At 72.3% G+C, this 12632-nt stretch carries 12 protein-coding genes; 9 read left to right on the top strand and 3 right to left on the bottom strand.

The genetic code is table 11. The features are described 5' to 3' along the window. The first annotated feature begins 32 nt into the window (after nucleotides 1–32). From BR98_RS07615 to BR98_RS07625, 3 genes are read left to right on the top strand one after another with little or no spacing between them, the layout of a single operon-like run. Nucleotides 33–734, top strand: a complete 702-nt coding sequence (locus BR98_RS07615) for a succinate dehydrogenase cytochrome b subunit (protein WP_035841316.1) — start codon at nucleotides 33–35, stop codon at nucleotides 732–734. Next, a complete protein-coding gene (locus BR98_RS07620; RefSeq protein ID WP_035841317.1) occupies nucleotides 731–2674 on the top strand; it encodes a fumarate reductase/succinate dehydrogenase flavoprotein subunit in 1944 nt (647 codons plus the stop codon). The genes BR98_RS07615 and BR98_RS07620 overlap by 4 nt, the downstream gene beginning before the upstream one ends. Further along, on the top strand, nucleotides 2671–3405 hold the full coding sequence (locus BR98_RS07625; protein ID WP_035841318.1) for a succinate dehydrogenase/fumarate reductase iron-sulfur subunit: 735 nt from the start codon (nucleotides 2671–2673) through the stop codon (nucleotides 3403–3405). Before BR98_RS07620 ends, BR98_RS07625 begins: the two co-directional genes overlap by 4 nt. Here the strand turns inward: BR98_RS07625 and lepB are convergent. After that, the gene (gene lepB / locus BR98_RS07630) at nucleotides 3356–4351 is read right to left on the bottom strand and encodes a signal peptidase I (protein WP_083976113.1); all 996 of its coding nucleotides are present in this window, start codon (nucleotides 4349–4351) and stop codon (nucleotides 3356–3358) included. The two genes, BR98_RS07625 and lepB, sit on opposite strands and share 50 nt — an antisense overlap. Before the next feature lie 127 nt (nucleotides 4352–4478). Between lepB and BR98_RS07635 the strand changes: the two genes are divergently transcribed. Continuing rightward, nucleotides 4479–5708, top strand: coding sequence for an FAD-dependent oxidoreductase (locus tag BR98_RS07635; RefSeq protein WP_157537464.1), 1230 nt, complete (start codon nucleotides 4479–4481; stop codon nucleotides 5706–5708). A gap of 58 nt (nucleotides 5709–5766) precedes the next feature. On the opposite strand, the gene BR98_RS07640 is transcribed toward BR98_RS07635, so the two are convergent. Next, complete coding sequence (locus tag BR98_RS07640; protein ID WP_035841320.1) at nucleotides 5767–6183, bottom strand: ester cyclase; 417 nt, start codon at nucleotides 6181–6183, stop codon at nucleotides 5767–5769. 243 nt (nucleotides 6184–6426) lie between these two features. Here BR98_RS07640 and BR98_RS07645 point away from each other — a divergent pair, with 243 nt between their 5' ends. The 4 genes from BR98_RS07645 to BR98_RS07660 all read left to right on the top strand — a co-directional run bounded on the left by BR98_RS07645 (nucleotide 6427) and on the right by BR98_RS07660 (nucleotide 11285). After that, nucleotides 6427–7191 (top strand): ABC transporter ATP-binding protein, encoded by a 765-nt coding sequence (locus BR98_RS07645; protein ID WP_035841322.1) that lies wholly within the window; start codon nucleotides 6427–6429, stop codon nucleotides 7189–7191. Beyond that, nucleotides 7191–9740: an ABC transporter permease gene (locus BR98_RS07650; protein WP_035841323.1), complete on the top strand. Its 2550-nt coding sequence runs from the start codon at nucleotides 7191–7193 to the stop codon at nucleotides 9738–9740. The genes BR98_RS07645 and BR98_RS07650 overlap by 1 nt, the downstream gene beginning before the upstream one ends. 97 nt (nucleotides 9741–9837) lie before the next feature. Further along, entirely contained in the window at nucleotides 9838–10776 is a 939-nt protein-coding gene (locus BR98_RS07655) for a class I SAM-dependent methyltransferase (RefSeq protein ID WP_035841324.1), read from the top strand. Continuing rightward, on the top strand, nucleotides 10773–11285 hold the full coding sequence (locus tag BR98_RS07660) for a hypothetical protein (RefSeq protein WP_035841325.1): 513 nt from the start codon (nucleotides 10773–10775) through the stop codon (nucleotides 11283–11285). Before BR98_RS07655 ends, BR98_RS07660 begins: the two co-directional genes overlap by 4 nt. A 54-nt stretch (nucleotides 11286–11339) precedes the next feature. On the opposite strand, the gene BR98_RS07665 is transcribed toward BR98_RS07660, so the two are convergent. Continuing rightward, on the bottom strand, nucleotides 11340–11837 hold the full coding sequence (locus tag BR98_RS07665; protein WP_083976114.1) for an SDR family NAD(P)-dependent oxidoreductase: 498 nt from the start codon (nucleotides 11835–11837) through the stop codon (nucleotides 11340–11342). 5 nt (nucleotides 11838–11842) lie between these two features. Between BR98_RS07665 and BR98_RS07670 the strand changes: the two genes are divergently transcribed. Continuing rightward, a complete protein-coding gene (locus tag BR98_RS07670; RefSeq protein ID WP_063774719.1) occupies nucleotides 11843–12610 on the top strand; it encodes a TetR/AcrR family transcriptional regulator in 768 nt (255 codons plus the stop codon). Nucleotides 12611–12632 lie beyond the last annotated feature (22 nt).

Below are 12632 nucleotides of genomic sequence, written 5' to 3' on the forward strand. Positions count from 1 at the left end.
GGATCAACAGCCCTCTCTTTACCGTCGTCGACATGGCACTCATGACGAGGAGCACCCGCGGCTCCACCCTGGCGACGCTGTGGCACTCCAGCGTGGGCAAGAAGGCGGCCATGGCGGTCAGCGGACTGGTCATGCTGGCCTACCTGGTGGCGCACATGCTCGGCAATCTGAAGATCTTCTTCGGGGCCGGCGAGCTCAACGGCTACGCGGCCTGGCTGCGCACCATCGGCCAGCCGTTCCTCGGGCACGAGTGGTTCCTCTGGATCGCCCGGCTCGCCCTGGTCGCCGCCGTGGTGGTGCACGGGGTGGCCGCGTACCAGCTGAGTCGGCGGGACCTCGCCGCCCGGCCGACCGGGTACCGGCATGCACGCCGAAGGGCGAGCTACGCGACCCGGACCATGCGCTGGGGCGGGGTGATCCTCGGGCTCTTCATCGTCTGGCACATCCTGGACCTCACGACGCTGACGGTGAACCCGCGGGCCGAGGCCGGGCACCCGTACCAGAACGTGGTCGCCTCCTTCTCCACCTGGTACAGCGGCTGGATCTACTGCCTGGCCATGCTGGCCCTCGGGCTGCACGTACGGCACGGGTTCTGGAGCGCCGCGCAGACCCTGGGCCTCAACAACCCTCGCCGCGACCGGGTGTTGAAGCTGACCGCCAACGGGCTGGCGCTGCTGCTGACCGCCGGGTTCCTCTCCGTTCCGATCGCCGTGATGACGGGAGTCGTGCGATGACCTCCTTCCTGGACTACGAGGTGGGCGAGCCGATCGCCGACACCAAGGCGCCCGCTGGACCGATCGAAGGGCGTTGGGACCAGCGCCGGTTCGAGGCGAAGCTGGTCAACCCGGCCAACCGGCGCGGGCGGACGGTGATCGTGGTCGGCACCGGTCTGGCGGGCGGCGCGGCCGGCGCCACGCTGGCCGAACAGGGCTACCACGTGGTGCAGTTCTGCTTCCAGGACTCCCCCAGGCGCGCTCACTCGATCGCCGCGCAGGGCGGGATCAACGCCGCCAAGAACTACCGCAACGACGGCGACTCGATCCGCCGGCTCTTCTACGACACCGTCAAGGGCGGCGACTTCCGGGCCCGCGAGTCCAATGTGCACCGCCTCGCCCAGGTCTCGGTGGAGATCATCGACCAGTGCGTGGCCCAGGGCGTGCCGTTCGCCCGTGAGTACGGCGGGCTGCTGGACACCCGCTCCTTCGGTGGCGTCCAGGTCTCCCGCACCTTCTACGCCCGGGGCCAGACCGGCCAGCAACTGCTGCTCGGCGCCTACCAGGCGCTGTCGCGCCAGATCGCCGCCGGGAGCGTCGAGTTGCACGCGCGGACCGAGATGCTGGACTTGGTGGTGCTGGACGGGCGGGCCCGCGGGATCGTGGCGCGGGACTTGGTGACCGGCGAGGTGCGGACCTACCTCGCGGACGCGGTGGTGCTGGCCACCGGCGGCTACGGCAACGTCTTCTACCTGTCCACCAACGCCAAGAACTCCAACGCCACTGCGATCTGGCGGGCGCACCGGCGCGGCGCCTACTTCGCCAACCCGTGCTTCACCCAGATCCACCCGACCTGCATCCCGCGCTCCGGCGAGCACCAGTCGAAGCTGACCCTGATGAGCGAGTCGCTGCGCAACGACGGGCGGATCTGGGTGCCGAGGGCCGCCGGCGACCAGCGGGCGCCGGCGGCGATCCCGGAGGCCGAGCGGGACTACTACCTGGAGCGGATGTACCCCGCCTTCGGCAACCTGGTGCCGCGCGACATCGCCTCGCGCGCCGCCAAGGTGGTCTGCGACGAGGGGCGCGGGGTCGGCCCCGGCGGGCAGGGTGTGTACCTGGACTTCGCGGACGCCATCGCCCGGTTGGGGCGGGAGGCGGTGGCCGCGCGGTACGGGAACCTCTTCGAGATGTACCAGCGGATCACCGCCGAGGACCCGTACCAGGTGCCGATGCGGATCTACCCCGCGATCCACTACACGATGGGCGGGCTCTGGGTCGACTACGACCTGCAGACCACGGTGCCAGGGCTGTTCGCGATCGGCGAGGCCAACTTCTCCGACCACGGGGCCAACCGGCTGGGTGCCAGCGCGCTGATGCAGGGGCTGGCGGACGGGTACTTCGTGCTGCCGGCCGTGCTGGCCGACTACCTGGCCCGCACCCCGACCGGGCCGGTCCCCGCCGACCATCCCCAACTCGCGGAGCTGGAGGCCGAGGTGACCGACCGGCTGAACCTGATCCTGGCGGTCGACGGCGACCGGACCCCCGACTCCTTCCACCGGGAGCTGGGCGAACTGCTCTGGGACAACTGCGGGATGGCCCGCAGCGAGGCCGGGCTGCGCAAGGCGCTGGCCCGGATCCCGGAGCTGCGTGCCGAGTTCTGGCGCCGGATCAAGGTGCCGGGCACCGGCGAGGAGCTCAACCAGGCGCTGGAGAAGGCCAACCGGCTGGTCGACTACTTCGAGCTGGCCGAGCTGATGTGCCTGGACGCGCTGCACCGCACCGAGTCGTGCGGCGGCCACTTCCGCACCGAGAGCCAGACCGCGGAGGGCGAGGCGGCCCGCCGCGACGAGGAGTTCGACTACGTCGCCGCCTGGGAGTTCCGGGCGGCCGGCCCGCCGGTGCTGCACCGCGAGCAGTTGGAGTTCGAGTACGTCCACCCCACCCAGCGGAGCTACGCATGAACCTCACCCTGCGGATCTGGCGGCAGGCCGGACCGGACGCCCCCGGCGCGCTGACCACCTACCAGGTGGCCGGGATCAGCCCCGACATGTCCTTCCTGGAGATGCTGGACACCCTGAACGAGGAACTGATCCTACGCGGTGAGCAGCCGGTCGCCTTCGACCACGACTGCCGCGAGGGCATCTGCGGCGCCTGCGGCATGGTGATCAACGGCCAGGCGCACGGCCCCGAGCGGACCACCACCTGCCAGCTGCACATGCGGCACTTCCAGGACGGCGACACCATCGACGTGGAGCCCTGGCGCGCGGCGGCCTTCCCGGTGGTCAGGGACCTGGTGGTGGACCGCACCGCCTTCGACCGGATCATCGGCTCCGGCGGCTACATCACGGCTCCCACCGGCAGCGCGCCCGAGGCACACGCCACGCCGGTGCCCAAGGAGGACGCCGACCTGGCCTTCGAGCACGCCGAGTGCATCGGCTGCGGGGCCTGCGTCGCCGCCTGCCCCAACGGCTCGGCGATGCTCTTCACCTCCGCCAAGGTGGTCCACCTGAGCCTGCTGCCGCAGGGTGCCCCCGAACGCCGCAGCCGGGTCCGGTCGATGGTCGCCGCCATGGACGACGAGGGCTTCGGCGGCTGCACCAACACCGGCGAGTGCGCCACCGCCTGTCCGAAGGGCATCCCGCTCAATGCGATCGGGATGTTGAACCGGGAGTTCCTGCGCGGCGGGCGGTAGTCGCAGTCGATCGCCGGCTGTCGAGCAGGCGCCGAAGGCGGCGGTAGCCGAGGGTGAGCGGGAGCGCGCCGGCCAGGCCCAGCGCGGCGGGGGCTGCGGGAGCGGCTGCGGCTGTGGCTGCGGCCAGCGGGCGCTGGTGGAAGGTGGCGGGGACGGGCAGGGTGGACCAGCGGTCGAGCGGCCAGGCCACGGCGAAGGCGCGTCCGATGACGTCCTTCTCCGGCACGAACCCATCGCTGGGGCCGTGCAACTGGTGGTAGCGCGAGTCCCAGGAATCGTTGCGGTGGTCGCCCATGACCCAGAGGTGGTCCTTGGGGACCGTCACTGTGCCGACCGGCATGTAGTCGCACGGGGTCGCCCCGGGATAGATGTACGGCTCCGCCAGCGGCGTGCCGTTCACCTTGACCGGCTGGCCCTGCTCGCAGTCCACGGTGTCGCCGCCGACCGCGATCACCCGCTTGATCAAGTCCTTGTCCCCCGCCGCGGGCATCAGGCCGACGAAGCTGAGCGCCTCCTGCACTCCGCGCCCCACCGCACTGCCCTTGGAGGTGGAATCCTGCGAACCCAGCCAGCCGCCCGGGTCCTTGAAGACGACGACCTCGCCGCGCTGCGGCCGGGCGCCGAACCAGGGGGTGAGCTTGTCCACCAGGACCCGGTCCCCGCGCTGGAGCGTGTTCTGCATCGACACCGAGGGGATCGAGAACGCCTGGACGAAGAAGCTCTTGATCACTATCGCCAGGACCAGCGCGACCCCGACCAGGATCGGCAGCTCCTGCCAGAACGGGCGCTGCTTGCGTGCCCGGCCGCGCCGCCCGGACCACCAGCGTCGGCCTGGCTCGCCCGCTGCTCTCCCGGCCTCGGTCCCAGCCCCGGTCCCAGCCCCGGTCCCAGCCCCTGATTCAGCCCCTGATTCAGCCCCGAGGGTGTTGTCGGTCTCGGCACTCATCGCCTACTCCCCTGCCCGCCGTGTCGGGAGAGCCCCCATCAGCTTCCCCCGCTACCTGAACGATCGACAGTTCCCGTCTTGCTCTGGCCCTGCGCCCCCGGGAGGATGGCGGGTCGGGGGTGTGGAGATGGGGAAGTTGAAGGTCGCGGTGGTCGGCGCCGGGCTGGGCGGCCTCTGCCTGGCCCAGGGGCTGCACCGCGCGGGCATCGAGGTCACCGTCTACGAGCGGGATGCCGCGCTGCACACGCGCCCCCAGGGCTACCGGCTCCACGTGGACGCGCGCGCGGGAGTGGCGCTGCGTGACTGCCTGCCGCCGGAGCTGTTCGAGCTCTTCCTGGCCACCTGCGGGCAACCGGGACGGGGCTTCACGGTGGTGAGCGAGCGACTGCGACTGCTGCACGAGGTGCGCACCGATCCGGCCACCGACCCGTACGCACCGCAGACCCTGTCCACCTCGGTCAACCGGCAGACCCTGCGCGAGGTACTGGCCGGCCGGATCGAGCACCGGATCAGCTACCGGAGCGAACTGACGCGCTATCAGGTGCGGGAGGCCGGCGTCCGCCTGCACTTCGCCGACGGGCGGCAGGCCGACGCGGACCTGCTGGTCGGCGCGGACGGGGTCAACTCGGCTGTGCGGCGCCAGTATCTGCCGCACGCGCGGGTGCTGGACACCGGCGGGCGCTGCATCTACGGCCGAACCCCGCTGACCCCGGCCGCGGACCGGCTGCTGCCGGCACCGCTGCGGGACGGGTTCATGGCGGTGGTCGGCGGCCGGATCGGCATGGCGACGGGGCTGGTCCGCTTCCGGCAACCGCCGGAGCAGCTGGCCCCGGCACTGTCACCGACCGCGGACTACCTGATGTGGGCGGTCACGGGCGACGGCGAGCTCTTCGGACTGCCGGACGACCGGCTGAGCGCCCTGCCTCCCGCCGAACTGCACGCGCTGGCCCAGCGGTTGACCAGCTCCTTCCACCCCGACCTGCGCCAACTGGTCGCCCTGGCCGCCGTGCCGGAGACCTTCCTGGCCCGGATCCGCACCTCGGAGCCGGTGCCGGCCTGGCAGCCCAGCCGGGTCACCCTGCTGGGCGACGCGATCCACGCGATGAGCCCGGCCCGAGGCTCCGGTGCCAACACCGCCCTGCGCGACGCAGCGCTGCTCTGCCGCACCCTGGTCGCCGCACTCGCCGAGGACCGTGACCTGGTCACCGCCGTCGGCGGGTACGAGGCCGAGATGCGCGAGTACGGCTTCGCGGCCGTCGCCGCCTCCCGGGAGGCGGAGGCGGCCATGGGAGCCCGGCGCGGTGGACCGGCCTCCTGGCTCTTCCGCCGGCTGGGCGGCCGAGCGCTGGAGCGCTAATCGCAGTCCCGGCCCCAGGCCCAGCCCCAGCCCCAGCCCCAGCCCCAGCGGCACGCGCTCAGAACGGCGGCAGCTCGTCCGGTACCAGTCCGGCCTGGCGCAGCAGGCCGAACAGGTCGGTCTCGCCCCAGAACTCGACGATCACGCCGTCGACCAGCCGATAGGACTTGACCCCGGTCATCGTGAGGTCGCGCCCGGTCCGGTCGTGCCGGTAGGTCAGCGTGAAGGCCACCGTGACCCGGTCGGCCGCGGCGAAGAGGTCGTCCACCCGGACCCGGCAGTCGGACAGACCGGGGCTGAGCACCGCGCCCTCGGGGTGGTGGCGCCCCTGGACGTGCCGGCCCGCTCCGTGCACCCGGACGTCCTCGGCGACCACGGCCCGCAGCTCACTCAGATCCCGGGTCTCGAAGACCCGCAGGTAGCGGCGGACGACATCGGCATTGCGCTGGACGGTGGCCTCGGCTGTGTAGGTCATGACCGGAACGTACCCCCACGCGCCGTCCGCACTCCCGGTTCCGCTCGGGCCCGAATCCCAGGGGCGGTGTCATACCTGAGGAGGAGAGCCCACCCCGCCGCCCCTCCGGCCGGGGTACGGGCAACCGTTCGACGGGTGCACGGATCGCGGCAAACCGCCTCCGAGGATGGAGGGGTCACCACACGCCACCGCACACCACCGCACACCACCGCACACCACACACCACCGCACTACGGAGCACAGATGACTACCACCCAGGCCCGGGCCAGGACCGCCGCCGCCACCGCCACCGGACTGACCAAGGTCTACGGCAGCGGTGAGACCCGGGTGGTCGCGTTGGACCAGGTCAGCGTGGCCTTCCAGCAGGGCGAGTTCACCGCGATCATGGGGCCGTCCGGGTCCGGCAAGTCGACCCTGATGCACTGCCTGGCCGGGCTGGACACCGCCACCTCGGGCTCGGCCCGGATCGGCGAGACCGAGCTGGTGGGTCTGAGGGACAAGCAGCTGACCCAGCTGCGCCGCGACCAACTGGGCTTCATCTTCCAGGCGTTCAACCTGCTGCCGACGCTGAACGCGCTGGAGAACATCACCCTGCCGATGGACATCGCCGGCCGCAAGGTGGACCGGGCCTGGCTGGACCGGATCGTCGAGACGGTCGGCCTGTCCGGCCGGCTGAGCCACCGCCCGAGCCAGCTCTCCGGTGGCCAGCAGCAGCGCGTGGCCTGTGCCCGCGCGCTGGCCGGCCGCCCGGCGATCGTCTTCGCCGACGAGCCCACCGGGAACCTGGACTCGCGTTCCGGCGCCGAGATCCTGGGCTTCCTGCGCAGCTCGGTACGGGAGTTGGGGCAGACCGTGGTGATGGTGACGCACGACCCGGTGGCGGCCGGCTACGCGGACCGGGTGATCTTCCTGGCCGACGGCCGGATCGTCGACGAGCTGTCGCTGCCGACCCCGGACACCGTGCTCGACCGGATGCGGCGCTTCGACGCGAAGGGCCGGACCAGCTGATGTACCGCACCGCCCTGCGCAATGTGCTCGCCCACAAGGGCCGGCTGCTGATGACCGTCCTCGCCGTGCTGCTCGGCACCGCCTTCGTGGCCGGCACCCTGGTCTTCACCGACACCCTCGGCAGCGCCCTGAAGTCCCAGAACGCCAAGAGCTACACCGACATCGCCGTCTCGGTCACCGACGACGGCGCGGTCAGCAACGGCTACCAGCGCGGCGACCGGAGGAGCAGCGCGCCGCTCACCGAGCAGACCCGCCAGCGGATCGCCGCGCTGCCCGGCGCCGCCGAGGCCCGGGGCGTGGTCAGCGGCTTCGCCGGAGTCGCCGACCACACCGGCTCGTTGATCGGCAACGGCTTCTCCACCACCGGCACCAACTACGTGCCGGGCAAGGACGGACAGGACGCCCGCTACCCGCTCGCCGAGGGCCGAGGCCCGCAGCAGCAGGGCGAGTTGGCGCTGGACGCCAGGACCGCCGCGAAGGGCGGCTACCGGATCGGCGACACCGTCCGGGTGGCCGTCAACGGTCCGGTGATGCAGCTCAGGCTCACCGGCACGCTGCACGTCAACGACCCGCGGGTGAACGCCGGCGGCTCGCTGGCCGCCTTCGACACCGCGACCGCGCAGCGCCTCTACCTCGCCCCGGGACAGTTCAACGAGATCGACGTGGCCGCCAAGCCCGGCACCGAGCAGTCGACGCTGCTCGGCCAGGTCCGCCAACTGCTCCCGTCGGACGGCGACTTCACCGCGCAGACCGGCACCGAGCTGCAGGCCGACCAGGACCGGCAGATCGCCTCCGCCACCAAGAACCTCAGCTCCTCGCTGCTGGTCTTCGCCGGCATCTCGCTCTTCGTCGGCGTGTTCATCATCGCCAACACCTTCACCATGCTGGTCGCCCAGCGCACCAAGGAGCTGGCCCTGTTGCGCGCCGTCGGCGCCAGCCGCCGGCAGATCACCCGCTCGGTGCTGGTCGAGGCGCTGCTGGTCGGGCTGCTCGCCTCGGCGGCCGGGCTGGCCGCCGGTACCGGGATCGCGGCCGGACTGCGCTGGGTGCTCAACGGTCCGGGCGACGCCAATCTGCCGGACGGGCCGCTGATCGTCGCCCCGAGTACGGTGCTGACCGCGTTCGCGGTGGGCGTCCTGGTAACCGTGGCCGCCGCCTGGCTGCCCGCCCGGCGCGCCTCCCGGATCGCCCCGGTGGCCGCGATGAGCAACGGCGACCAGCCGGCCACGCCGAAGAGCCTGCTGCTGCGCAACACCATCGGCGCGGTGATCAGCGCGGTCGGCCTGGGCCTGCTGCTGCTCGGCTCGTCCAGCCACGCCACCAACACGGTCGGCCTGGGCGCCGCCGCCCTGCTGCTGGGCGTCTTCGTGCTCACCCCGCTGCTCTCCCGGCCGCTGATCGCGCTGCTCGCCCCGGTGCTGCAGAAGTTCTACGGCAGCCCGGGCAAGCTGGCCCGGGAGAACGCGCTGCGCAACCCGCGCCGCACCGCCGCCACCGCCTCCGCGCTGACGGTCGGCGTCACCCTGATCACCGCGCTGACCGTGGTGGGCGCCTCGGTGAACCGTGCGGTGGACCAGGCGGCCGGCACCGACCTCAAGGCGGACTACGCCGTCGCCATGCAGAACTTCGCGCAGCTGGCACCCGAGGTCGGCCCGCAGATCGCGAAGGCGCCGGGGGTGGCGGCGAGCAGCGTGCTGCGGCAGGTGCCGGTGGAGGACGGCTCGCGGACCCGGTGGGTCACGGGCGTGGACCCGCAGTCCATCGGCGCGCTGGCCACCCTGAACGTCACCGGCGGCTCGCCCGAGGCGCTGGGCAAGGGCCAACTGCTGGTCAGTCGGGACTACGCGGACAAGAACGGCCTGGCCGTCGGCTCCACCCTGCGGCTGAGCTACCCGGACAGCAGCTCCGGCACGCTGACCGTCGGCGGCCTGTTCGCCGCGAACAGCGTGGTCGACGGCCTGGTGGTGGCCGACTCGGTGCTCGCCCCGCACAGCGCCGGCCAGGGCCCGGACCGGGTGCTGGTCAAGGGCACTGCCGGCGCAACGGCCGCGCTGAAGCAGGCACTCAAGGACGCGACTGGCGGCAACCCGCTGATCGCCGTCAAGGGCCAGGCCGATCTGAAGAAGGAGAACCGCGAGATGGTCAACGCCGCCCTGAGCATCATGTACGGCCTGCTCGGCATGTCCGTGGTGATCGCCGTGCTGGGCGTGGTCAACACGATGGCGATGTCGGTCTTCGAGCGGCGCCGCGAGATCGGCATGCTGCGCGCGGTCGGCCTGGACCGGCGCGGGGTGCGGCGGATGGTCCGGCTGGAGTCGCTGCTGATCGCGCTGCTCGGCGGCGTGCTCGGGGTCGGCCTCGGCATCCTGACCGCCTGGGCGGGCAACGGCACCATCGCGGGCAGCTTCAAGGATCTGACGACGGTGATCCCGCCGCTGCCGATCCTCGGCTTCGTCGCGGCAGCCGCCCTGGTGGGCCTGGCCGCCGCGATCTGGCCGGCCCGCCGGGCTTCGCGACTGGACATGCTGGAGAGCATCAACGCCGGCTGACGGCGAGCGGCGGCCCGGGCTGAACCGCAGCCCGGGCTGAACCGCGGCCCGAGCCGCGCGGGTTGCCAAGCGGCCCGAGCCGCTAAGGTTCCGCACCGTGGCTCACCTTGAGATATCCGACCTGATCACCGCCGTGGATCCGCGCACCGGCCGGCGCCTCCCGGTCCGCCGCGAGGAGGTGCTGGCCACCCTGCGGGCGCACGGTGACCGGCCGGCGGCCCGGATCGTCGCCCAGCTGCCGGTGGACCAGGACGACGTGCTGGACCCGGAGGCCGTGGACCGCCTGCTGATCAGCGTGCACACCGAACTGCAGCGCCTCAGCGAGGAGTTGCGGATCGGTGAGCGGATGGTCCACCTGCTCCGCCCGCTGTTCGCCACCATCCGCGAGGCGGGGGCGGCGAACAGCGGGCCGGTGCGCCTGGTCGACATCGGCTCCGGCCTCGGCTACCTGGTCCGCTGGCTGGCGGCCACCCGCGTCCTGGGGCCGGACGTCGAGCTGGTCGGCGTGGACCTCGACGCCGCCCTGGTCGGCGAGGCCACCCGGCTGGCCCACGCGGAGCGGCTGGACTGCCAGTTCGTCCACGGCAACGCCTTCGACCTGCCCGAATCCGCCACGGTCTACATCTCCACCGGTGTGCTGCACCACTTCCCCGCTGCCGCCCTGGCGGAGTTCTTCCAAGCCCAAGCCGCCTCCCCCGCGCTGGCCTTCTGCCACTACGACATCGCCACCACCCGCCTGGCGCCGCTGGGTGCGTGGATCTTCCACCGTTCGCGGATGCGCCACCCGCTGGGTCGCCACGACGGCTACGCCTCCGCGCGGCGCGCCCACGGTGACGAGACGCTGCTGCGGGCCGCCACCGCCCCTGGAATCCGGCCACTGCTCTACGAGCCGCGCGCCCTGTCCAATCCGTTCTGCACCACGCTGCGCCCGATCCTCGGCGTCCGCCCGCAGTTGGAGGCGCCGCTTCGCCGGGCGCTCGGCCGGGCCTCTCGTCGGCTCGTCGGCCCCGAGCACTTCGCCGAGGTCGCCCGATGACCCCCGCCCTGCCGCTCGCCGCGCTCGGCCTGGTCGACGCGGCCTTCAGCGGCTTCCGCGCCTACGCCGGACGCGACGCCCGGATCCGCAAGCGCCGAGGCGCCGCCCGAGCGGCGCTGCGCGGGCTGGCCGTCGGCTCCGTCCTGCTGCTCGCCCCGACGGCGGCGGCCGTCGCCCTGCTGCTGACCGCCGCCGACCGCTCCCGCACCTACGCGCTGCTCGCCGCCGGCGGCCTCGGCTACCTGCTGCCGCTCGCGGTCTTCGCGGCCGCGGTGCTGCTCTCGCTGGCCGTGTACCTCGTGCTGCCGTTCCGCGCCGGCACGGTGGCGATCGTCCTCGGCTGCGGACCGCTGACCCTGCTGCGCCCACTCGCCGTCGCCGCCGCCTGCCTCGGCGCCCTGGTGACCGGCGGCGGCTGGCCCGCCCTGCTGGTCGGCACGGTCGCCGGCGCGGCGGTCCTGTGCGTCGAGCCGATCGTCCACCGGCGCTGGTACCCCGCTCCGCTCTGACCTGGAAGAAGATCTTCAGCGCGGCCGCTGCCGCTCTCACGCCGAACGTTCGACCTAAAGGGCTGTCCCTCCTGACACGTCCAGGCGGTGGCCGGTCATGTAGCGGCTGTCGTCGGAGGCCAGGAACGCCACCGTGTCGGCGACGTCCTCCGGTGTGCCCAGCCGTCCCAGTGGCGACAGGGATTCCAGCCAGGTCAGGGCCTCACCGACCAGCCGTCCCTGATGCATGTCGGTGTCGATCACCCCTGGTGCCACGATGTTGACCGTGATGCCGCGCGGGCCCAGTTGCTTGGCGAGGGCCGAGGTGAGCACATCGAGGGGCGCCTTGGACATGGCGTAGTCGATCGCCCGGGCCATGGCCGGGCCGCGGGTCAACATGGTGCCGACCGTGATGATCCGGCCCCCGTCGCGCAGCCGTGGCAGGGCGAGTTGGGTGATGAAGAACGGGGCTGCGGCGTTGACGGCGAGCAGCCGCTCGAAGCCGTCCCTGGTCACGCCGTCGATCTCGCCCTGGTCGCCGAGGATCCCGGCGTTGTTGACCAGGATGTCCAGACCACATGAGCATCTGGATGCGCCCCGAACGCCCGCAGCGGTCGGCCCCCGGACCGCGACCGGCGTACAGCCGAGCGCAGATCACCGAGACCGCCGTCGCGATCGCGGACGCGGAAGGACTCGACGCCGCGTCGATGCGCCGGATCGCGGCCGAACTCGGCACCGGCGCGATGTCGCTCTACCGCTACGTCCCCCGGCGGGAGGACCTGATCGAGCTGATGGTCGACGCGGCCGCCGGCGAGATGGGCCTACCCGACCGCCCGACCGGTGACTGGCGGGCCGACCTGTCCCTGCTGGCCCACGAAAGACGGGCGCTGTGGCGCCGCCACCCGTGGCTGGCATCGCTGACCGAAGGCCACCCGGTCTGGGGGCCGAACTCCCTACGGGTGCTGGAGTTCACCTACGGGGCGCTCGATGGATTCGGGTTGGCCATCGACGAGGTCGCCGGCCTCGTCGGCTTGATCAGCGGATACGTCGCCGGCGTCGTACGCACCGAGGTCGGCTGGGCAGAGGAGGCACGCCGGACGAATGTGGACATGCGGCAGTGGATGAGCGACATCGGTCCGTACGTGCAAAGACTCATCACCAGCGGGAAACACCCGATGTTCGCCCGGATCATCCGTGAGACGCAGACCCCGTGGATGGAACCGGACGCGCGCTTCCAGTACGGCCTCGACCGGGTCCCGGACAGTATCGCCGCGACCCTACCGGGCGAAGCCGGACAGGCGCGGCGGTCAGCCGTGGCGGACGAGCCGACACGGCCCACCTGCTGAACCGACGGACCGTCACGCACGA

It is taken from the genome of Kitasatospora azatica KCTC 9699, assembly GCF_000744785.1.
In the GTDB taxonomy this organism is placed as follows: domain Bacteria; phylum Actinomycetota; class Actinomycetes; order Streptomycetales; family Streptomycetaceae; genus Kitasatospora; species Kitasatospora azatica.

What these genes read in the sequence shown, in the direction of transcription:
- BR98_RS07615 (WP_035841316.1), top strand. Translation starts at nt 33, where the DNA reads ATGGCACTCATGACGAGGAGCACCCGCGGCTCCACCCTGGCGACGCTG.
- BR98_RS07620 (WP_035841317.1), top strand. Translation starts at nt 731, where the DNA reads ATGACCTCCTTCCTGGACTACGAGGTGGGCGAGCCGATCGCCGACACC.
- BR98_RS07625 (WP_035841318.1), top strand. Translation starts at nt 2,671, where the DNA reads ATGAACCTCACCCTGCGGATCTGGCGGCAGGCCGGACCGGACGCCCCC.
- lepB (WP_083976113.1), bottom strand. Translation starts at nt 4,351, where the DNA reads ATGAGTGCCGAGACCGACAACACCCTCGGGGCTGAATCAGGGGCTGAA.
- BR98_RS07635 (WP_157537464.1), top strand. Translation starts at nt 4,479, where the DNA reads ATGGGGAAGTTGAAGGTCGCGGTGGTCGGCGCCGGGCTGGGCGGCCTC.
- BR98_RS07640 (WP_035841320.1), bottom strand. Translation starts at nt 6,183, where the DNA reads ATGACCTACACAGCCGAGGCCACCGTCCAGCGCAATGCCGATGTCGTC.
- BR98_RS07645 (WP_035841322.1), top strand. Translation starts at nt 6,427, where the DNA reads ATGACTACCACCCAGGCCCGGGCCAGGACCGCCGCCGCCACCGCCACC.
- BR98_RS07650 (WP_035841323.1), top strand. Translation starts at nt 7,191, where the DNA reads ATGTACCGCACCGCCCTGCGCAATGTGCTCGCCCACAAGGGCCGGCTG.
- BR98_RS07660 (WP_035841325.1), top strand. Translation starts at nt 10,773, where the DNA reads ATGACCCCCGCCCTGCCGCTCGCCGCGCTCGGCCTGGTCGACGCGGCC.
- BR98_RS07670 (WP_063774719.1), top strand. Translation starts at nt 11,843, where the DNA reads ATGAGCATCTGGATGCGCCCCGAACGCCCGCAGCGGTCGGCCCCCGGA.